The 20,671-nt window shown below is 43.8% G+C and carries 13 protein-coding genes; 7 read left to right on the top strand and 6 right to left on the bottom strand.

Annotated elements, in window-relative coordinates; all coding sequences use genetic code 11:
- Nucleotides 1-11 precede the first annotated feature (11 nt).
- The 7 genes from JFY49_RS01850 to JFY49_RS01820 all read left to right on the top strand — a co-directional run bounded on the left by JFY49_RS01850 (nucleotide 12) and on the right by JFY49_RS01820 (nucleotide 6,163).
- The gene (locus tag JFY49_RS01850; protein ID WP_086195242.1) at nucleotides 12-1,853 is read left to right on the top strand and encodes a monovalent cation:proton antiporter-2 (CPA2) family protein; all 1,842 of its coding nucleotides are present in this window, start codon (nucleotides 12-14) and stop codon (nucleotides 1,851-1,853) included.
- 50 nt (nucleotides 1,854-1,903) lie between these two features.
- The gene (locus tag JFY49_RS01845) at nucleotides 1,904-2,779 is read left to right on the top strand and encodes an Hsp33 family molecular chaperone HslO (protein WP_086195241.1); all 876 of its coding nucleotides are present in this window, start codon (nucleotides 1,904-1,906) and stop codon (nucleotides 2,777-2,779) included.
- 240 nt (nucleotides 2,780-3,019) lie between these two features.
- Nucleotides 3,020-3,460, top strand: coding sequence for a DUF2147 domain-containing protein (locus JFY49_RS01840; protein ID WP_227609520.1), 441 nt, complete (start codon nucleotides 3,020-3,022; stop codon nucleotides 3,458-3,460).
- Between the two features lie 429 nt (nucleotides 3,461-3,889).
- Nucleotides 3,890-4,351 carry a DUF2147 domain-containing protein gene (locus JFY49_RS01835; RefSeq protein ID WP_086195239.1) on the top strand — a complete coding sequence of 154 codons (462 nt, stop codon included), beginning with the start codon at nucleotides 3,890-3,892 and terminating at the stop codon, nucleotides 4,349-4,351.
- Between the two features lie 143 nt (nucleotides 4,352-4,494).
- A complete protein-coding gene (locus JFY49_RS01830; RefSeq protein ID WP_086195238.1) occupies nucleotides 4,495-5,460 on the top strand; it encodes a DnaJ C-terminal domain-containing protein in 966 nt (321 codons plus the stop codon).
- Nucleotides 5,461-5,470: 10 nt separating this feature from the next.
- Nucleotides 5,471-5,809, top strand: coding sequence for a chaperone modulator CbpM (locus JFY49_RS01825; protein ID WP_086195237.1), 339 nt, complete (start codon nucleotides 5,471-5,473; stop codon nucleotides 5,807-5,809).
- Between the two features lie 96 nt (nucleotides 5,810-5,905).
- A complete protein-coding gene (locus JFY49_RS01820; protein ID WP_086195236.1) occupies nucleotides 5,906-6,163 on the top strand; it encodes a YdcH family protein in 258 nt (85 codons plus the stop codon).
- Nucleotides 6,164-6,273: 110 nt separating this feature from the next.
- Here JFY49_RS01820 and JFY49_RS01815 read toward each other — a convergent pair whose 3' ends face one another.
- The 6 genes from JFY49_RS01815 to JFY49_RS01790 all read right to left on the bottom strand — a co-directional run bounded on the left by JFY49_RS01815 (nucleotide 6,274) and on the right by JFY49_RS01790 (nucleotide 20,583).
- Complete coding sequence (locus JFY49_RS01815; protein WP_086195235.1) at nucleotides 6,274-7,509, bottom strand: magnesium transporter CorA family protein; 1,236 nt, start codon at nucleotides 7,507-7,509, stop codon at nucleotides 6,274-6,276.
- 259 nt (nucleotides 7,510-7,768) lie between these two features.
- Nucleotides 7,769-9,856: a polyribonucleotide nucleotidyltransferase gene (gene pnp / locus JFY49_RS01810; RefSeq protein WP_171263155.1), complete on the bottom strand. Its 2,088-nt coding sequence runs from the start codon at nucleotides 9,854-9,856 to the stop codon at nucleotides 7,769-7,771.
- A gap of 268 nt (nucleotides 9,857-10,124) precedes the next feature.
- Complete coding sequence (rpsO, locus tag JFY49_RS01805; RefSeq protein WP_005007057.1) at nucleotides 10,125-10,394, bottom strand: 30S ribosomal protein S15; 270 nt, start codon at nucleotides 10,392-10,394, stop codon at nucleotides 10,125-10,127.
- A gap of 962 nt (nucleotides 10,395-11,356) precedes the next feature.
- Nucleotides 11,357-13,120: an exodeoxyribonuclease V subunit alpha gene (gene recD / locus JFY49_RS01800; RefSeq protein WP_180176185.1), complete on the bottom strand. Its 1,764-nt coding sequence runs from the start codon at nucleotides 13,118-13,120 to the stop codon at nucleotides 11,357-11,359.
- Nucleotides 13,121-13,183: 63 nt separating this feature from the next.
- Complete coding sequence (locus tag JFY49_RS01795) at nucleotides 13,184-16,882, bottom strand: UvrD-helicase domain-containing protein (protein ID WP_180176186.1); 3,699 nt, start codon at nucleotides 16,880-16,882, stop codon at nucleotides 13,184-13,186.
- Between the two features lie 8 nt (nucleotides 16,883-16,890).
- Nucleotides 16,891-20,583, bottom strand: coding sequence for an exodeoxyribonuclease V subunit gamma (locus JFY49_RS01790; protein WP_086195231.1), 3,693 nt, complete (start codon nucleotides 20,581-20,583; stop codon nucleotides 16,891-16,893).
- Nucleotides 20,584-20,671: the final 88 nt, after the last annotated feature.

The raw sequence follows: 20,671 nt of genomic DNA, 5'->3' as shown, positions 1-20,671 counted from the left end.
AGGACAAACTGATGTCGCTACTGTTACAAATTACGATTTTTCTGGGTGCTTCGCTGCTCTTGGTGCCGCTCGCCAAGCGTTTTGGCATTGCCACAGTACTCGGCTATTTGTTTACAGGTATTTTGCTCGGTCCCAGCGTATTGAATATGGCCAGTGACCCGGAGGCGATTCAGGAACTGGCAGAATTTGGTGTCATCTTGCTGATGTTCATTATTGGTCTGGAGCTGCGTCCGCAACGGCTGTGGGAAATGCGTAAATCCATTTTTCTGATGGGCAGCTTACAAGTCGGCATTACCGGAGTTATTCTGGCAGTCGTGACTTTTTTTGCCTTACAGCAGAACCTGGCCGCCAGTTTTGTGATTGGTATGGCGCTGGCGCTATCCTCCACTGCCTTTGTGTTACAGCTGCTCTCAGAAAAGCAGCAACTCAACACCACCTTCGGGCAACAATCTTTTTCCATTTTACTGTTTCAGGATATTGCGGCCATTCCGCTGCTGGCGATTATTCCCTTACTGGCAGGTACTGAATCGACCCACCATGGAGTGGCCTACTTTGCCGCCATTATTGCCACCTTTAGCGGTTTGTTCCTGTTTAGCCGCTATATGATGCGGCCATTCTTCCGCTTTGTGGCCAAAAGCGGGGCGCATGAACTGATTACCGCAGTCGGCTTGTTTATTGTACTGGGTGTCGTGGTGCTGATGGATGTACTCGGCATCAGTACCACCCTGGGCGCTTTCCTAACCGGGGTGTTGCTGGCCGACTCTGAATTCCGTCACGAACTGGAAGCTAGTATTGCACCGTTTAAAGGACTGCTGCTGGGCTTATTCTTCATGACGGTGGGTATGACCACACAATTATCCCTTCTGGTAGATATGCCCTGGTTGATTATTGGCGGTGCCCTCATTTTAATGCTGGTCAAAAGTATCACCCTGGCGGCGATTGCCCGTTATTTAAAATACTCATGGCGTAACAGCTTACTACTTGCGACCTGCCTGGCCCAAGGCGGTGAATTTGCCTTTGTGGTGCTGAAAGTCGCGACGAGTGAAAAAGTTCTTACTCAAGCCATGCTTGAGCCTTTGACCCTGATTGTGACCCTTTCCATGGTGCTCACCCCGATGTTTTACTGGTTGATCAGTCGCTGGATTATTCCTTTAATAGATAAAGAAAAAACGCCAGTTTATGATGAAATTCCAGACATCCATAACCCGATGATCATTGCCGGTTTTGGCCGTTTCGGACAGATTATTGCTCGTATTGCCCATTTACAACACCAGTCTTTTACCGCGATTGACAGTAACCTGGAAAAAGTCGATTTCGTACGCAACTATGGCGGCACGGTATACTATGGGGACGCGACACAACCCGATATTTTACGTTCCGCAGGCATTGAACACGCCAAAGTTTTTGTTCTGGCGATTGATGATATTGAAGACTCCATGAATGTGGCACGTCATATTCGTTTAAACTATCCCAATCTGAAACTTTTGGTGCGTGCCCGAGACCGTCATCATGTGCATTTACTGCGCGATTTAGGTGTCGAACAGATCTGGCGTGAAACTTATTTATCATCGCTAGGTATGGCTTATCGCGCTTTACGCGAATTAGAGATTAGCGAAGAAGATGCGTATAAGAGTATTGAACTGTTTCGTGATTACGATGAGAAATTATTGCTTCAACAGCAACGGGTTTATACTGATGAACAGAAAATTTATGAGACCCATCGTAATGCACTGGCAGAACTTGAGCATTTATTTGAAAGTGATGCTCAAATTCGTCAAGAACCCACTGGCGTCAATTTACAACGCGGCTTAGCACATCAGCGTATTGATGTCACAAGAGATGATAGTAACTAGCTTGTGTTTTACAATATAGACACCATTAACACGGGCTATTGGAGAAATTTATGTCTGAATTACGTCAACGCTTTTATATTGAAAATTGCCCGATTCGTGGTGAAGTGGTTCATCTGGAAAGCGTTCTGCAAACGATTCTCGCGCAACGTGACTATCCGCAAGCCATTCAAATCCTTTTGGGGGAAATGCTCAGCGCTACCGCATTGTTAGCCAGTACCCTGAAAATTAAAGGCCGGATCAGCCTACAAATTCAGGCAGCTGGCACTTTTAAATGGGCTATGGCTGAATGTAACCATCTAGGCCAGCTACGTGCATCAGCCGATTATGAAGAAGATCCACGCTTTTTTCAGGCAGAAAACAGCAGCACGGTATTTAATGCCCTGGTCAATCCGATACTGTTTATTAATATTGAGCCTGAATTCGGTGAACGCTATCAGGGTATTATTGCGCTTGAGCATGATACTTTGGCTGGCTGTTTGATGCAGTACTATGATTTATCTGCACAAATTCCAACAAAAATCGTTTTATCCAGCACAGCTGAACGTTCTGGCGGTCTGCTGATTCAGCTCTTGCCACGCAATAGTGAAGAAGAGCAGCAACGTGTGGATGAAGACCTCTGGCCACGCCTGACCATACTGACCGAGACATTGAAAGCGGAGGAACTCACAGATCTGGAACCGACTGAAATTCTTTACCGTCTGTACAATGAAGAAGATGTGCGTTTACCTGAAGCTGAACAATTAAGCTTTGGTTGTACCTGTTCTAAAGAGCGTTGCGCCAATGCCTTGATTCAAATTGGTGTGGAAGCAGTACGTGAAACTTTAGAGTTCCAGAATCCCATTACCATGGATTGCCAGTTCTGTAGTACCCGCTACACATTTACTGCGGAAGAAGCCTTTGGTTTATTTGGCAAACACTTAAGTTAATTTGATCAAGTAAACAAAATCAGAGCAGCAATAATAATTACTGCTCTTTTTTTATCTTTCCAAAATAAAATACATCATTTTTTACTTTATTTTATAGCGTTTTTTTACACTTGTATTTTAAATATTTTAGCGTAAAATCCGCTTTTAAAATAAAGCAAAACTATCTCAAATAATGCTTTATTTCTAATGCATAAAAATAAATTAATAATTGGAAATATTGACCACATGAACACAAAAATAATGCTTAGTCTATTATTACTGCTGACCTGTCCTTTTATTCATGCAAAAGCTCCTGACTTGGTGGGAACATGGAAAACGATTGATGATAAAACAGGATATGCCCGTGCTGAAGTTCTCATCACTAAGCAAGAAAATGGAGCTTATCGGGGAACAATTATCCAAGTCCATGCCATTCCAAACCGTAGTGCTATTGATCATTGTGAAAAATGCAAAGGAGCACTCAAAAATGCGCCTCTGATTGGCTTACCGATCTTGTCAGGCTTTAAGCAAAACCCTAAAAAGACAGATGAATTTATTGATGGTCAAGTACTTGATCCCCTTTCAGGTCATGTCTATCAAGGTAAGGGACGTCTCAATACACGAGGCAATGTCCTAACCTTACGTGGCTTTATTGGTACTAGCCTGCTGGGCCGCACCGTGTCCTGGATTAGAGTGAATTAACATGCTTTTCATTCAGCACAAGTTTTTATCTCCATCCTGTTAAAAACTTGTGCATCCTCCAGATTTATAATCTTAAGAGTCAGTTCAAGTCTCATTTATGAACTATGAAATAAATTATTTTTTATTAATAACTTGGATATACTAAAAGATAAACTCCCTTACTAAAAATTATAAGAATAATAATTTCTTCATAAAAAACTGTATTTTGGCATTCAGCTAAAATATTAATTAAATAAAAATTTAAATTTTTAATATCTAAATCGAATACTTTTTAATCAAAAAGAAATTAAAAAATAACTCCCTTAGCACTATTAATTATTTATGTGACTTACTCATCAATTTAATCATTTGATTTTATAGATACTTATCGCTATAAATTAGGCGTTTTACTCTAAAATTAAAAAATAGTTCATTCAACAGGGGAAATTAGTGAAGAATTTATATAAAGGGATTTTGACCGGGGTAATTTTAGCTGCTGTTTCATCTTTCAGTTTTGCTGAAAATGATCCATTGGTGGGCAAATGGAAAACCATTGATGACCGGACCGGCTATTCTCGTGCGGATGTAGAAATCAGTAAAAAGCCAGATGGCACTTATGAAGGAATCATCGTCGCAACCCGCAATGTACCCGGTACAGAAAAAATGGTCATCTGTTCCAGTTGCCCGGGCAACTTAAAAAATAAGCCTTTTATTGGCTTACCTTTTATTTGGGGCTTTACCCAAAATTCGGACAATCCTCGTGAATTTAACAATGGCCGTGTACTTGATCCGGTTGGCGGCAAAATCTATAAAGGCAAGGCACGTCTTAGTGCCAGTGGCAAGCATTTGAATCTGCGCGGTTATGTCGGAATTTCCGTGATTGGGCGTAGTGTGACCTGGATTAAATATTAATCGCATTCAGCATTTTTCAAGGTTCCGGTTACGGAGCCTTTTTTTGTCATAATTTGAAACAATAAGGCACAGATCAATACTGTTTCAGAACTATGAAAAGCATAATAATGATTAAAACATGATCAAACCCAGATTCCCATTATATGCCTCAAAATCATTATGAAGTTCTTGGCATTAACCGAAATGCCACCCAAGATCAAATCAAGAAAGCCTACCGGAAATTGGCTCGAAAATATCATCCCGATGTCAGCAAAGAAACCGATGCTGAAACAAAAATGCAAAGTATTAATGTCGCTTATGACACGCTAAGCAATGAAGAGAAAAAAGCTGAATACGATTTCCAGCTGGATCATCCTGAAGCTTTTTATCAATCTGGAGCACAGACTGGCACAGGAGGTTTTGACCATAACCAATTTTACCGTCAGGGTTTTAACCAGCAGCAGTCCGATTTTAGTGGTTTTGAAGACCTTTTTGGACGTTTTGGTTCTGGTTTTGGCGGAGCAAACTACCAATATCAAAAGCAACAGCGCCAACAACAACGCAGTTATCAGGGTGAAGATCAACATGCCAGCATAGAGGTTGATCCGGCAATTGCTTATCAGGGAGCCACTCAGCAGATTACCTTGCAGATTCCGACCTTAAATGCCTATGGCGAGCCGGAGGTTCAACGCAAAACTTTGCAGGTCAAAATTCCTAAAGGCATGAAAGAAGGACAAAATATCCGTCTCTCTGGACAAGGACAAAGTGGCATCAATGGCGGTAAAAATGGTGATTTGTACATTGAAATTCACTATAAGGATACTGCACGGATACGGGTTGAAGGTGCCGATATTTATTACAATGTGAATATTGCCCCTTGGGAAGCCGCCTTAGGTCAAAGCATTGAAATATCTACGCCTGAAGGTAAAAAAATTCAGGTAAACGTGCCTAAAAATGCCAAAACCGGTCAACAGCTACGACTCAAGGACCAAGGGGTTCCAAGCAAAGTACCCGGTCATCTCTATCTGGTTTTAAATATTGTTTACCCAACTGCGCAAACTGAACATGAACAGCAGGCTTACCAGGCTTTTTCCGAAGCCTTTACCAAATTTAAGCCTCGCAATGATTAAGGAGAACATCATGACGACCATTCATTATCGTGAAATTATATCTGATGAATTTAATCCTGCAGATATCATTGATGAACATTACAGTTTTGATTTAAAGCACTTCGCGGATGCATGCGGACAAAGTCCGGAGTGGGTTTTACAGCTACTTGAATACGATATTTTAGACACGCGCCCAGAAGAAAGAATTCATCAATTTTTTGGTCACGATGTTTCGCGTGCACGTCGGGCCTACCGTTTGCAGCGCGACTTTGATGCCAGTTTTTCTGCGGTGGCAATGATGCTGGATTTAATTGATGAGGTACAGCAATTACGTAAACAGGTCAGACACTTGAATGTCAAAAATGCTTAAAGGTACTTTTCAGTCTCCCTGCTATCTTTTATAGATAGGTAGGTGATGACTGACTATTTTGTTCTGAAATTCAATGCTGGAGAATAATCTAGGCTTATGAAAACCAAAGAATGTAATAAAAAAGTGAAGCGCATGTTTCCTGAGCATCAGGAACTCATCCACAAATTGCGTCATGATGATCCTCATTTCGCAAAAATATTTGAGAGTCATCAGGAACTGGATAAAGAAATCGCTCAACTTGAGCTTAATCCGGTTAATTTAGTTAATGAGGATATTGATTTATTGAAGCGCAAGAAGCTGAAAATGAAAGATGAAATTTATAGAATATTGACTCAAAATGCTCAGGTCAGTTGATCTGGCAGCATACAGAAAATGGCCGAGAGCATTTTTTGAATTTAATTGAACTGTGCTGATTGTGCATCGAACACAGTGAATATGGATAAAAATTTGCTGAAAACTGACCTTTATTTAAACTTGGTCAGTTTTTCAACTTCTTTCATGGTTTCTTTGACCGAGTGCTTAATCGGCTCATAGTTTAAAAACCAGAACAGGTTCACGCGTTGATCCTGATGCTGTTGGGCCAGTAAATCAATGACGCTCTTTTCCCCACGACCCACCAGATGGCGACGATAAAAATAATAAACCAGCAGTATCGTCGTGATCAGCATCACGATCAGCATGCTCCAGAACCCGGTCGGAGATTTTAAGCCTGGAATAAACTCAAAATTCATTCCGTAAACCCCGGTCAATAAGGTTAAAGGGGCAAATATCGCGGTAATAATGGCCAGAATCCGCATGTTTTCATTGGTCTGGTTGGCGATTGCAGAAAAATGTAAATCGATGGCTGCCTGAATGGAAGCACGAAGACGAACCGTATGTTTTTGAATTCGACCCACATGGCTAACCAGATCGTCCATCCGTACCAGCATAATATCCTGCCGTTCAGACTTCTTCTTGCCTTTTAAATGAGGGTAATTATCGACAATTTCGTCCCGCAGTTCTTGTAAGACATCTATTTGTTCTTCGCAAAGATTCTCCACTTGTTGAAAAGACATACTTTCCTGTAATAACTGATTCCATTTGGCAAATCTGCGATGGCCTTGCAGTAATTCTTGCTGCCAGAACTCGACACGTCGGGTCAGAGGTACACGCAAATCTAAATAACCATCGATCATGCTATTTAGCAAGCGTAAAGCTAAATCTAAAGGTGTGGTAGAAGCCTTACGCGATTTGTTCTGATCTTGCACAGAACGGGTGAAATTCATTTCAATCCGGGAAATATAATTTTCAACTGCTCTATTGCCTTGTTCACGCACCGTAATCAGCGCCTGAGGTGTAATGATAAAACTCACCGGTGTGGTGGCTAAACCAAACATCTTTTCATGCTGTTCCAGCGCTTGTGCTCCGGTTTTTATATCATCATCCGGGCTAATCAGTTTACGGAAAATCAGCAGGTCATAATCTTCCAGGGTATCGAAACTACAAGGATGCTCCAGATTTAAAATATCTTTCACATGAAATTCATTTAATATCAGCTGAGTATATTGATAGATTTCTTTTTGCCACTCATCCGCACGATTCACGACATCTTCCCGAGTACAATCAATCCACAAAAAGACCGGTTCAGCTGTAACATTTTGGGTTTTCTGTACAAAAATATGCTGTTCAGTGGGATGTTGGTAGAAATAATAAACCTGCATATCAACAATTCTCTAGGGTACTTTTTTATTGTTTAATTAATGGAAATTTCAATAATTTAATCATACTATCTGCGATGAAATTATCAGCTGTGCGAAAGTGTTAAGCAATAACATACAACTGGATTTACATATTTTAAACCGAATTTTTTCGCTGCCCACAAAAAAGCCCCGAGCCAGCCAAAGTGATTGCTTTGACGAAGCTCAAGGCTTTTTTAATCATTTTCATTCACATGAGCTTAGTCATGTGAAATTCAAACCATTAAGCTTGTTCGATGTCTTTCATGGTCAGTTTGATACGACCACGGTTGTCAACATCGGCCACTTGAACCTTGATTTCCTGACCTTCAGACAATACGTCTGAAACGTTGGCAATACGTTCGTTCGAAATTTGAGAGATGTGAAGCAAACCGTCAGTACCCGGAAGAATGTTCACGAATGCACCGAATTCAACGATACGAATCACTTTACCTGTGTAGATTGTACCTGGTTCGATTTCAGCAGTAAGCGCCTGGATTTTCGCAACTGCAGCCATCGCAGCAGCTTTAGTTTCACCAAATACGCGAACTGTACCGTTGTCTTCAATGTCGATTGCTGCTTTGGTTTCTTCAGTAATTGCGCGGATGGTCGCACCACCTTTACCAATCACGTCACGGATCTTGTCAGGGTTGATGCTGATCACCTGGAATGTCGGCGCGTGCATAGAAATTTCAGGACGGGCACGTGAAATCACCTGGTTCATCGCATTCAGGATGTGCATACGACCTGCATATGCTTGATTTAACGCAACTTCCATGATCTCTTCAGTGATACCTTCAATCTTGATATCCATTTGAAGTGCAGTAATACCGTTTGCAGAACCTGCAACTTTAAAGTCCATGTCGCCAAGGTGGTCTTCGTCACCCAAGATGTCAGAAAGTACTGCGAAACGCTCGCCTTCTTTCACTAGACCCATTGCAATACCGGCAACTGGTGCTTTAAGTGGAACACCTGCATCCATAAGTGATAATGAAGCACCACATACAGAAGCCATTGAAGATGAACCGTTTGATTCTGTGATGTCAGATACAATACGGATCACGTACGGGAAGCGGTCAGCTGCAGGAAGTACGGCTTGAACACCACGACGCGCCAGACGACCGTGACCAATTTCACGACGTTTAGGACCAGATTCACGACCAGTTTCACCTACCGAGTATGCAGGGAAGTTGTAGTGAAGCATGAAGTTATCAGTTTTAGTACCCGCTAATGTATCTACCATTAACGCATCACGTGTATTACCCAAAGTCGTTGTTACCAAGGCCTGAGTTTCACCACGTGTGAATAATGCAGAACCGTGAGCACGGTCTAGAACGCCAACTTGTACATCAAGTGCACGAACTGTTTTGGTGTCGCGACCATCAATACGTGGTTTACCTGACAAAATGTTGTCACGTACGGTACGGTATTTAAGGTCTTCAAACAATTCATTCAAGTCATCTGCAATACCAGTTTCGTCATTTTCTGGAACGAACTGAGCAACTGCTTCAGCTTGAAGTGCATCCAATGCCGCATAACGGTCTTGTTTCACTGCAATGGTATAGGCTTCAGAAATTTTCGCTTCAAATGCTTCTTTTAATTTTACACGAAGGTCTTCATTTTTCTCAGGAGCCGTCCAAGTAGACTCTGTTGCACCCGCAGCTGCAGCGAATTCTTTAATGGCCTGGATTGCAATTTGCATTTCGTCATGACCGAAAAGCACAGCGCCTAACATTTGGTCTTCAGAAAGTTCTTTCGCTTCAGATTCAACCATCAATACTGCAGATTCCGTACCTGCAACCACAAGGTCAAGGTCAGATTCTTTTAACTGTTCATTGTTCGGGTTAAGAACGTATTCACCGTTGATTAAACCAACACGCGCACCACCGATTGGACCACGGAAAGGCGTACCTGCAATGGCAAGTGCTGCTGAAGTACCGAGCATTGCTGCAATATCAGCTTCCATGGTTTTATCAGAAGATACCACAGTCGCAGTGACCTGAATTTCGTTGTAATAACCTTCTGGGAACAATGGGCGGATTGGACGGTCGATCAGACGTGAAATTAAAGTTTCAGCTTCAGACGCACGGCCTTCACGTTTACCGTAACCACCCGGGATACGACCAGCAGCATATTGTTTTTCTTGATAGTTAACAGTCAGTGGGAAGAAGTCCTGACCTGCTTTAGCAGTCGGTTGAGCAACCACGGCAACCAGTACGGTTACACCGCCCATAGTGATTAGAACGGTGTTGGCTTGACGCGCAACACGACCTGTTTCTAGTACAACTTGATGTTGACCAAATTGAAATTCTTTACGAACAATATTAAACATTGACATGTATTTTTCTTTCCTAGTTCTTTTGAACAGTTATTCTAGTGGAGACCCCTAAGGTTTGGCATTCACATCAACTGCATAAATGACAAAGCTTAGAAGCCGACCTCACTAGACTATAAAATGTATGAATACACTATTTTTAAACACAAAGAAGGAGCGAAACAATCGCCCCTTCCCCATTACCTAACCAAAGCCAGGTATATTCTTAATTTTCAGCAATACAGCATTTAACATGCAATAGTCCGAAAAAATAAGTTTAATCGAATTAACGACGTAAACCTAAAGCAGCGATCAAAGCGCTGTAACGAGTAGCGTCTTTACCTTTAAGGTAGTCAAGAAGCTTACGACGTTGGTTAACCATACGGATAAGACCGCGACGGCTATGGTGGTCGTGTTTGTGTTCTTTAAAGTGACCTTGCAAATCATTGATTTGGGCAGTTAAAAGAGCTACTTGAACTTCAGGTGAACCAGTGTCGTTTTCAGCGCGAGCAAATTTAGCAACGATCTCTGCGCGATCTGCGTTTGTTAAAGCCATTCGATTTCTCCGAGATGCTTAAAAATTACATTTGATAGAAATCAATTGATTTCTCAATTGACTGCCGTGCATCACTACAGCAAGTGCGTTATTTTAAGGGAAAATCCGGGGGATTGCAAAAAGAGAAACCGCTTTTCATTTTTTTATATCAATTCATTGAAAATTATTCATTTTTTATTTTATCCCTTCCACTTTGAATTGATACCTTAACGCTTAACGTTCATTCTAAAAACTGGGAAAATTGTGTTACCCATGAAAAGCGCCTCTTTTTATTTTCCCGTTACGGATTGAAGATAAAAAAAAGCCCAAGCTGGGCTTGGGCTTTTTTTGCGCTGTAGTTTCTTATGTTTTAATTATTATTCTTTTATTTATAGTCATAATTTACGCTTTTCGCGTTTATCGTTATAAACATTCCTTGTGTGAAGCTTTACTTCCTTATGTGGTAGATTCTGCCACAAAACATTGTGTAAAAAAGTCGACTTTCTCGTATCTCCTTGTAAGTCTTTTCGTACATTAATTATTATTTCTTATATTTCATGTAACCAAAAAAATTAAATATATCCAATAAAATCAAATATGTTAATACAAACCAAAGATGTAATTCATACAAAAACACCTCTATCTACCGTATTTGATTTTTAGCGCTACAACCAGAGTTCAATAGTGGTCATTTCAGCCAATCATTTTTGTAATAAATCGCCTAATTGTGCATATAAAAAAGCCCTGTAGTCTCTCCCAAAACTACAAGGCTTAGCGGCTGTAAGTTTCCTCTTTATACTTACTTCATTGTAAGTTCGCTGCCTTTCGGCATTATTATTATGTTATGGCGATTTTACCCAACTTTCCGTGTTGAGCTTTTTATGTGCAGCCATCATCTCAAAAACATTCCTAAAGCTCTATGCGCCAATTTCTCGAATTGATGTAAGCAATTTCGTACAAATCTTTAAATTATTTATTTACGATTAACAATTTAGCAAATTATTAATTTTATCTAATACTCCGCTTTTTCTTATGGTTTTAATGGTTAAGGCTTGTACAAAAGCCTCTTGATCAGCCAGCACACTCACTACTTTTTTGGCGCGGGTAATTGCGGTATACAGCAATTCTTTACTGAGTAAATTTTTCGCAGCCTCATCCAATACCACTGCGGTATGGGTAAATTCCGAACCTTGTGATTTATGAATGGTCAGTACAAATGCCGTTTCAATACTTTTCGGTAAGCGAGTAGCAGGTACCCATTTTTCCAAACTCGGGAAATAGACTTCAAACTGTGACTGTCCATCGCGGTTACGCTTAAAGCAGATTCCGATATCCCCGTTCGACAAGCCCAGTTGATAATCGTTATAGGTCATCATCACTGGTCGACCAACATACCAATCACCTTGCCTGCTCATCTGTAGCGATAAAGCCTCCAGTAAGCGCTTTTCAATCTGCTGATTCAGCTGGTCTAAACCGAAGGCACCATGACGAATTGCCGCCAAAATCCGGTAATCATCAAAAGTCTTGATCACCGGTGCTACCCAAAGCTCAGGTTCATCGGCGGTTAAATAGCTTTTCAGCACTTCAATATAGGGGTGATAGCCCAACATCAGCTTGTCGTAATAAGTTGTCCGGTCAAATTGCCCGGTCAAATGAGCAGGAAAATACTCAAGTTGGATCTGATCCGCCATTTTTGCCTGCAATGACACTGCCTGGATTTCACCCGGATTAACCACTTGCTGTGCAAACTGGTCGAGTAAGGCTGCACTGGTTTGCACAGCTTGCTGGGTCTGAATGAATTGTGCCATTTGCCCAATCAATGCTCCTGCTTTAAAACGGCGACTGTTGACCAAATTGACCCGATTTTCAGCCAGAGCCGGGACTTGCTGTAAGTCGGCCAGTACGGCGCCCACGTCCACCGCAGCCAGCTGGTCAGCATCGCCCAATAAAATTAACCGTGCCTGATCAGGCACCGCAGACAACAACATATTGGCCAAACTGAGATCCAACATCGAGGCTTCATCAACCACAATCACGTCATAGGGCAAAGGCTGCTGGACATGAAAGCGTGGCTGATAACTACTTCCTAGCCCCAATAAACGGTGAATGGTGATGGGGTTGAGCTGCTTTAACTCATCCGTTACTAAGTCTTGCAGTTTTTCATCATTCAGCGAGTTTTGCAGCGCTTCTTTCATGCGCTGTGCAGCCTTACCGGTCGGCGCAGCCATGGCAATGCGGATATTCGGCATCGCCTGATTCAGCACGGCAATAATTCGCGCCAAGGTATAGGTTTTTCCGGTTCCCGGTCCGCCAGTAATGATATTCAGTGCCTGCTTCGCCACCATCTGCAAAGCCTGAATTTGATAGGGGTCAGTGAGTAAATCGGGATAAGCTGCAAGATCAACAGGGGGAATAGTTTGTTGTTTAAGACGTACCACTTGCTGGGCCAGAGACTGCTCCATCGCCCAGTAACGGTACAGATACAGATGCTGCTGATCAAAAACAAAAGGCGCGATATTTTGCTCGACATTTTCAGCCAAAACCACTAAATCATGCAGCATATCCGCTTGCTGCCGAGTTGCAGAAATACAACTGTCACCGTGTTGAACCGCTTGCAGAACCTGTTCAATAATATCACTGCTATCTTCGTCCTGCGGTACATAGCTAAACGGCTGCTGGCGAATAAACTGACTCCAAGTGCTGATCCATGCAGCGCTTTGATCATCTTTATATTGTTTATTTTCCACACAGTTATCCTCAAAGTTATCCACAGATTAATCTATTGTTTAAAAGCCATTAATTTTCATAAATCAGGCTATTTTGCTGTTTTTATCTTCAGTAAAACTGCCTAAAATAGCATCAAGCCGTAGTATAAATTCGGCCTCCGGCTTCCAATGATAAAAGCCCTGTTGCGCCTGCCCATTCATGCCGCGCAAATACAGATAACTTGCGCCACCCAAATGTTTTTCAATGTCATAATCCTGCAGCTGTACCGTTAAATAGCGATGCAATGCAACCAGATACAAACCAGCCTGTAGCCAATAGCTGGCATGCGACATGCTCTGCTTAATTTCCATCTCAACATAATGCGATTGATCGGTGCCTAAAAAGTTACTTTTATAATCGGCGATGTGATAATGCTGGCCATCAAAATACACCAAATCGATGGAACCGGTGAGATAGCGTGCAGAATTGGCCGGGTTAAAATCTAGCATCTCAATACCATGTTCTGCATAGAGCTGATGAATACGCTGGATGGCCAAAACATGATCTGACAAGGACAGATAAAACGGAAATTCAGCCAGATATTCATGTTCATTCAGTTGATTGAGCTGAAAATCCTGATGTAAGGGTGTCGTTAACACCTCGGCTAGCCATTCACTCATCCAGCCAATCAGCTGTTCTTCATCGACCTGCTGAAACTCCTGCTCATATTTTAACGAAAGTTCTTGCCACAAAGCAGGATAATCATTTTTAAAACGGCGTCGGATTTCCAAAGACCAGTCTTGCTGATCTTTAAAATCAATATGTTCGAAAATTTCATGCAGGAATGTTCCTGCCACTGTGCCCATCGGAAAATTGCGTTTGATCCATGCCAACGGTTGGTTGGCAACAATCTCAATTACTTCAATCACATGGATTTCATCTGCGGCACTTGGCATTTGCTCGGTATTCACCGCCAGCGCATCCATAGCCTGTTTACGGCTTAAATGCTGGGCCAAGGCACTGAAACTGGTTTTGGAACGTGGATAAAAGCGCTGACTAGGGAATTGCAAAGCCTGTAAAGGCAAAAGTTCCTGCTGCTTGGCTTGCAGCTTGACCGGTCTTTCAATCAGTAATGCTTCTTCAGCACTGGCGGGATGCTCAAAGTCTTGCCCGCGCCAGAAAGCCAAACCATGATTGGACTTGCCTTCCTGATCCTGTAACAAGGCATAAACCCGATGGCTGGCCCGGGTCAGGGCCACATACCAAAGCCGATGCTGCTCTGCGACAGCACGGGCATTGTGCTGATCAATTGCGTTTTGATCGAGCAAATGCTTGTCATTCACCGCAACCACACGCTGAATATCCACTTTCCCGGTCACCGGATGAACATGTTCTACCGTGGAAAAGTTTAGGGTTTTGTTCATTTCCCTAAAATCTTTATCTGCCCCAAGCAGGAACACAATTTTAAATTCCAGTCCTTTAGACTGGTGAATGGTCATCAGTTGCACCCCTGCCTCATTGGACAGTTTGCGTTCCAGTTCCCACTCACGTTCCGCTGGAGATTGCAGCTGTTTCAGATACCAGTGATAAAGCTTTTGCGCGCCCTGATACTGTTCACTGTGCTGACATAATAATTCGGTCAGATGACGCAGATTAACCACGCTACGTTCATTATCGCGGCTCTGGGTGGCCACCAGGTTTTTCCAGACCTGAAATAAATTCAGACAATATTGCCACGCGGTTAAAAAGCCTTTTTGCAGCCACATTTCCCGAATGCAATCAAAGTTGTAAATGAACTGGCTCAAACCATCGGCCTGGGCTGCAAGCTGTATCAATTGCTGCAAATTAAAGCCTAATAGACGGCTGAGTAAAGCCCGCTTGATTTTGCCTTCGTCATAAGGATGCATAATGGCTGCCAGTACCGCCCCAACATCTTTGGCAATAGCATGATCAAACACACTGCGTTTCGATGGACGATTGACCCGAATGCCCAGACGCTCCAATTCATACTGGGCTTTATCCAGACCATCATGGTTTTTCGATAAAATTGCGATGTCATTTTCAATCAGATATCTGGGACCAGTTTTTTCCGCCAGATAGAGTTTTTCTTCAATGCCCTGATTGAGTAAATCACGAATTTTCCAGGCGACCTGAATCGGCTCGTCCTTTTTATCATTCAGCAACAGCCAGCGCAGCGGTTGATGATTTTCACCCTCTGCATCGATGAGTGCCGGATGAGGACGCGAGCCGGCTTCAACTGGGCTATAAATCACCTCTTCACCAAAGTCCATCTGCCGCTGAAACAGGGCATCCACCGCCTGCACCAGCACTTTAACCGAACGGTGATTATGGCGCAGGCTGTATTGCCGTCCCTGTTTGGACAGCACATCGGCACGGGCTTTGTTATAGGTCAGCATGTCGCCGCCACGGAAACCATAAATCGCCTGTTTCGGGTCACCGACCATGATCATGCAACCTTGCATATAGCGCTTCTGGTCGCGCCAGATCCGCGCCAACATATTGTCCTGATCCTGATTGGTGTCCTGAAATTCATCTACTAAAATCAGGGGATAACGTGCCTGCACAAACTTGGCAAAGCGTAGTCCCTGCTCACCTTGCAAGGCTTCTGAAAGAGTACGAATTTGCTGGGCAAAAGTGGTTTCGCTTTTTTGCTGCAGCACTTGCGGCAAGCGTTTTTTGACTTCTTTACTTAAATAAAACTTCAGATAGGCATCCAGCAAATCCAGATCCAGATTGAGCTTGGACAAAGCTTCGCAAAAACTTTTTAGCGCTTGCATCACTGAGTGCTGTTCAAACTGATGCAATACCTCTTCTGCACATTTATTCAGGACTTTTTTCGTTGCCAGATCGGTCAGATTTTTCAGGGTCGTTTCAAAATGCGGGGCAAATAAGGCATAGCTGCGCTGTTCAGCCAAAGCCTGAATAAAAGCCGGTAAATCCTCACACAGCGTACGCTGCATCATGCTATCAGTGCGCCATTTTTTGCCAATGACCGAATGATACTGACCATCTGCGGAATAATATTCACTCAATCCGGCAATCAGGCTTAAATCCAGCTGGATAAACTCATCCACCAACTGCTCAAACTGCTTTAAATCCAGCTCGGGCGCCTGCACTTCCTGAAACTGTGCCGAAGCAAAGTTCAGGCTATTTTCCACTACTGGCACATAAGCTTCCTGTGACTTCAGCTTTTGATTCAGTAGCAAATAGTCCACCACATTTTGTGGCTGCAACTGAATCCATTCACGCAGCACATCATGAATCAGCTGGTAAGTATAGCTTTTGGCATCATCGGTAATATCGGCCCGTTCAATTTTGCCGCTTTCAAAAGAAAACTCGCGCAACAGCTTTTGGCTAAAGCTATCCAATGTACCGACAAACACTTCATCCAGCTGGTCAATCACCAGTTTTAAACGTTCCCGGGCAAAATCCACTCGCGTAGCATAGTCACTCAGCACCTTTTGAAATAAGGGATCTGTTTCAGCGGCAATTTTGGCCTGAATTTCAGTCTCGGTCAGGGTCTGACAGCGTTCAAAATAACGCAAGGTTTCCACCAGACGTGCCCGAATACGGTTTTTCAGTTCTGCAGCGGCGGCACGGGTAAAGGTGGTGGCAATCACCTGATTAGGCAGATATGGCCCGAGAAAAATCCGCACCATCAGACTGGACAGGGTAAAGGTCTTTCCGGTACCGGCCGAAGCCTCAATCCAGTGCAAACCCTGGAATTGCATGTCGACAATCGGGTTAAAAGACATTTGAGTTAATATTTGGGGAGAATTCATCTTATTTTTTATTCTTCAATGGCCTGTTGATGCATAAATACCGGTTGATAGAGCTGATAGGAAAATTGTGCGCAGGCATCTTCCAGCAATGCAGTTGCATCCTGTTCCTGTAAAATAAACTGCCAGTCGCGGTGCATTTGGGTGGCTTCATTATCCGCCACAGAAAAGCCGCTGAACTTGCCATCTTCATGCCAGTCTTTATAGATCACATCCATATCGTCAATGCACATCTGGTTCTGCTCATTGGCTTGCCAGTTATGCTGTTTGTCTTTCTCAGCAATTTTAAGCAGCAAGGCCGCAGGCAACACCAACGGCTGGCTTTGTCCATATTTCCAGGCCGCCAGCCAGTGATCCAGCCATTCACGGGCTTTATTGGATGTCACGCCATGACACAAGATGGTCCGGTCACTAAACACCACAATCCGCGCCAGTTTTTCGCCACCATCACCCAGATTCAGATAAGCCAGCCAGAGCAGATATTCCAGCCAGACTTTGGCACGGCGCTTGGCACGCGCGCTTGAAGCATCCAGACTGACCCATTTTTCTGCGCCATTTTTCGGCAAATGAATGTTCATATACATGTGATCATTCACCTTCCACACTTGCTGTGTGGTCGGAGTCACTTCAGGGGCATATTTCAGCAAGCGGTCTTTTAAACGCTGCTGTTCAACCAGACTCATTTGCCAGCTGCTTTGTTGCAGTTTGCCTATCGGCAGCTGATCCATCAACAATTCAGGTTGAGCAGTCCCCTCCTGTTTTTGCAGAAACTGGCGCACGGCATAACGCCCCAAACCATCCAGCAACAAGGGTTCCTGTACCGCAGGCAGATCTTCAGGGCGCAGGTTTTCCACCCCCAAGGTTTTTAAATATAAACGTGCCGGAAACGTCACATCCTGAATCCATTGATGACTGTCCAGCACCAAGACATCCTGCTGCAGATGCTGATAAGGCGTATTCACCCAAGATGAACGCTGTCCGGTGGCATGCCGAATCTGTCCCGCTATACAAAACCACTGATCCTGATAACGCACCGGTCGGGCCGATTCAAAGCCCAGTGGATCAAAAGGTAATAAGGGATGCACATGATACAGCGAGCGTAGTTGTTCAGGCACCTCTACACCGCCGATGATTACCGTTTCATCGGCTTCCGCATCGGGCCTTTTGTTCTGCACAATATAGGCCAGATGCTGTACCAGTTCCTGTACCACAGTGGATGGATCACGCACTTCACCATCGTTAATGTCGAAGCCATTATAAAACAGCCACAGGTTGTCCTGCGCCAATAGCAGGTGATCTAAAAATGCCCCCTGATCATCTTCCAGACGGGAACGGTCGCCGAGCTGCGGTTTGAGCAAATCCATCAAATCAAAAGGTAAATGCTGGCTACGATTGGGAAACTTACCACTGTCCAGTCCCAACATCACAATCAGCTTATACGGCACAGGACGAATCTGCCCGATCTGGCTAAAAGTAATCTGCCCGGTCGGTTCAGCATGGTCCAGCTGCATTTCCAAGGTGTTATTAATTTCTGCCAACAGATAAGGCAGAGGCAGGCTTAAACTGCGCAAGGCATGATGATCGTGCTCATCGTAGAAACTGGCCAGTGTCAGCATTCGTTCCTGTTTTTTAATGATTTTATACACGGTCGATAATGACTCGACGCCAGTTTCTTCAAACTCGGCAAGATCCTGCATCAGGCGTTTTAGCCACTGCTCTACAGGGACATTTTGTCCTTGCTCATGCGCAATCATCCAGTCCCGGCGCGCGTCAAAATCCTGATAAATCTGGATCAGCTTGCCAATCAGCTCAAAATCGCTGGGCAGGACCTGGGCAAAACTGAGCGTGCCCTGAAACAGGCGATGCTCAGGAATGGCAATCCCCAAGGCCAAACGGTCGAGCGCAAATTTAAAACTAAAACGATAGTCTTCATCGCCTTCGCACAGGCTACGCTTTAAATGCTCGGCATCCAGTCCGCGTTTAAAACCGGCAGCAATCAGCAATTCCGTAATGCGTTCAATGGCATTGACGTCCAGACTGTAACGCTGCTGGGTCGCGCTTAAACTCAGCCAGTCGGCAAAATCTTCAATACTGAAACGCCCCTGAATCAGTTCAATCCGGCCCAGTACCGCTCGCCAAGCATTCAACGCATCCAGTTGTGCCACACCGGCAATTTGAATGGGCAGATATACACTGTCTTTGGACAGTTGATGACTGCTGCCGGCTTTATGCTGAATCAGGTCACGTTCGCTGGGTGGCGGTGCAAATACGCTGCGGATCAGCGGTTCAAGCTCGCTTAAGCTTGGGCTGAGCACCAAAATATCACTGGGTCTACGCGGTGCTTCTTTGGTGCCCTGTGCCAGCCAGTGAATCAGCTGTTCTTTTAACACTTCCAGCTGGCGCAAACTGGAATGGCAAACATGAATTTGTATCGAATCATCCTGTTCATCCAGTACATATTGATGCTGCTCTGGCTCCACCAGATACAAAATATCAGACTGGATTTTACCGAGTAAATTCGCTTTATATTCATCAATAAAGGCATCTGCCCAGACCCCATCTTCCCCCGAAGATAAATTCGATAACAGGGAGAAATGGTCACGCGCCTGCTTGCCAAAACGGGTCAACAAAGGATGACGCGACTCGCGCTGTTCTGCATTGAAATTTAAAGTAAATTCCTGGAAAAACTGTTCAATGTCGGCATCACTGGCTTTGGGGTTTTTCGCAATAAAGCGTTCTTTGACCCTGAGGTCGTAACGTGCTTTCCAGTTCGGATCGACACTGTCGGCCCAATATTCCTGTGAAGGGTTGTAATGCAGAATATAAATATCAAGGTACTGCCCCAGACGGCGTAAAAACTCCAGCTGCATGGGAGGCAAATCCAGCAGGGTAAAAATTACCAGTTGTTGTGGCAATTTTTTTAATGCTGCCTTGCGGGTCTCAGGATGATCCAGCGTTTCCCAGAACATAGCATCAATACTCTGCATCTGTTCAAAGTCCTGATGAAACACTTCCTGCCACAGCCAACGCTGCCAGGCTTCCAGTTCACGCGCCTGATTCAGGGTAAATTCAGAAATGTCGCTATTGGTTTTAAAGAACATGTCCTCAATCGGAAGTTCTTTATTTTGTCCCCAAGCCTGCAGCCAGTTAGTTGGACAGCTGCACATATTGGGAGGGCAATTTTTCTGGCAATGGCCGCGATATTCCATGTAATGGCTAAACAGGCGTGATACCTGCTCTGCCACCCAATACAGCATGCCCTGCTTTTTCAGCTGCTTTTCAATGCCCTGTTCCAAACGGTCGGCGCTGTCATAAATCCGCTGTACGATGGAATATAAAGGATGATCAAGCTGTAAAGAATTTTTTTCGCCCTGAATAAAGGCTTTTAATGCCTGAAACACGCGCCACTTGATAATAATTCGTGGAATATTGGCTTTACGCACCTGCTCTTTTTGATCGACCAGCACCCATTGATAGGCTGACCATTGGAAACCACGAATCCGGTGATGAAACTGGGTATTGGCACTGATGCCTTTTTGCTCTGCCAGCTTTTGGGTCAGCCAGGCTTCAACCGCATGCGACGGCACAATAAAGTGTTGAGTTTGCAGCAGCTGAAAAGGTGTTGTGGCAGGCTTATTCACGGTCGTCAGCATGGCGTGCACCAGCACGTCTATACGCTGACTTTGAATCACATGAATGGCCATGACTGCATTACCCCAATATTTTTTAAAAAATGAAACGCCTACAAAAGCATAAAGATTATTTACTATACAACGGCGTCTGTCTATGTCA

Origin of the sequence: Acinetobacter sp. CS-2 (assembly GCF_016599715.1) — a bacterium.
Taxonomy (GTDB): Bacteria; Pseudomonadota; Gammaproteobacteria; order Pseudomonadales; family Moraxellaceae; genus Acinetobacter.
This window is presented reverse-complemented; position numbering and strand designations above follow the sequence as displayed.

Bases quoted from the DNA above. Each gene is read 5' to 3' on its own strand.
- JFY49_RS01850 (WP_086195242.1), top strand. From the start codon at position 12: ATGTCGCTACTGTTACAAATTACGATTTTTCTGGGTGCTTCGCTGCTC.
- JFY49_RS01845 (WP_086195241.1), top strand. From the start codon at position 1,904: ATGTCTGAATTACGTCAACGCTTTTATATTGAAAATTGCCCGATTCGT.
- JFY49_RS01840 (WP_227609520.1), top strand. From the start codon at position 3,020: ATGCTTAGTCTATTATTACTGCTGACCTGTCCTTTTATTCATGCAAAA.
- JFY49_RS01830 (WP_086195238.1), top strand. From the start codon at position 4,495: ATGCCTCAAAATCATTATGAAGTTCTTGGCATTAACCGAAATGCCACC.
- JFY49_RS01825 (WP_086195237.1), top strand. From the start codon at position 5,471: ATGACGACCATTCATTATCGTGAAATTATATCTGATGAATTTAATCCT.
- JFY49_RS01820 (WP_086195236.1), top strand. From the start codon at position 5,906: ATGAAAACCAAAGAATGTAATAAAAAAGTGAAGCGCATGTTTCCTGAG.
- JFY49_RS01815 (WP_086195235.1), bottom strand. From the start codon at position 7,509: ATGCAGGTTTATTATTTCTACCAACATCCCACTGAACAGCATATTTTT.
- pnp (WP_171263155.1), bottom strand. From the start codon at position 9,856: ATGTTTAATATTGTTCGTAAAGAATTTCAATTTGGTCAACATCAAGTT.
- rpsO (WP_005007057.1), bottom strand. From the start codon at position 10,394: ATGGCTTTAACAAACGCAGATCGCGCAGAGATCGTTGCTAAATTTGCT.
- JFY49_RS01795 (WP_180176186.1), bottom strand. From the start codon at position 16,882: ATGAATTCTCCCCAAATATTAACTCAAATGTCTTTTAACCCGATTGTC.
- JFY49_RS01790 (WP_086195231.1), bottom strand. From the start codon at position 20,583: ATGGCCATTCATGTGATTCAAAGTCAGCGTATAGACGTGCTGGTGCAC.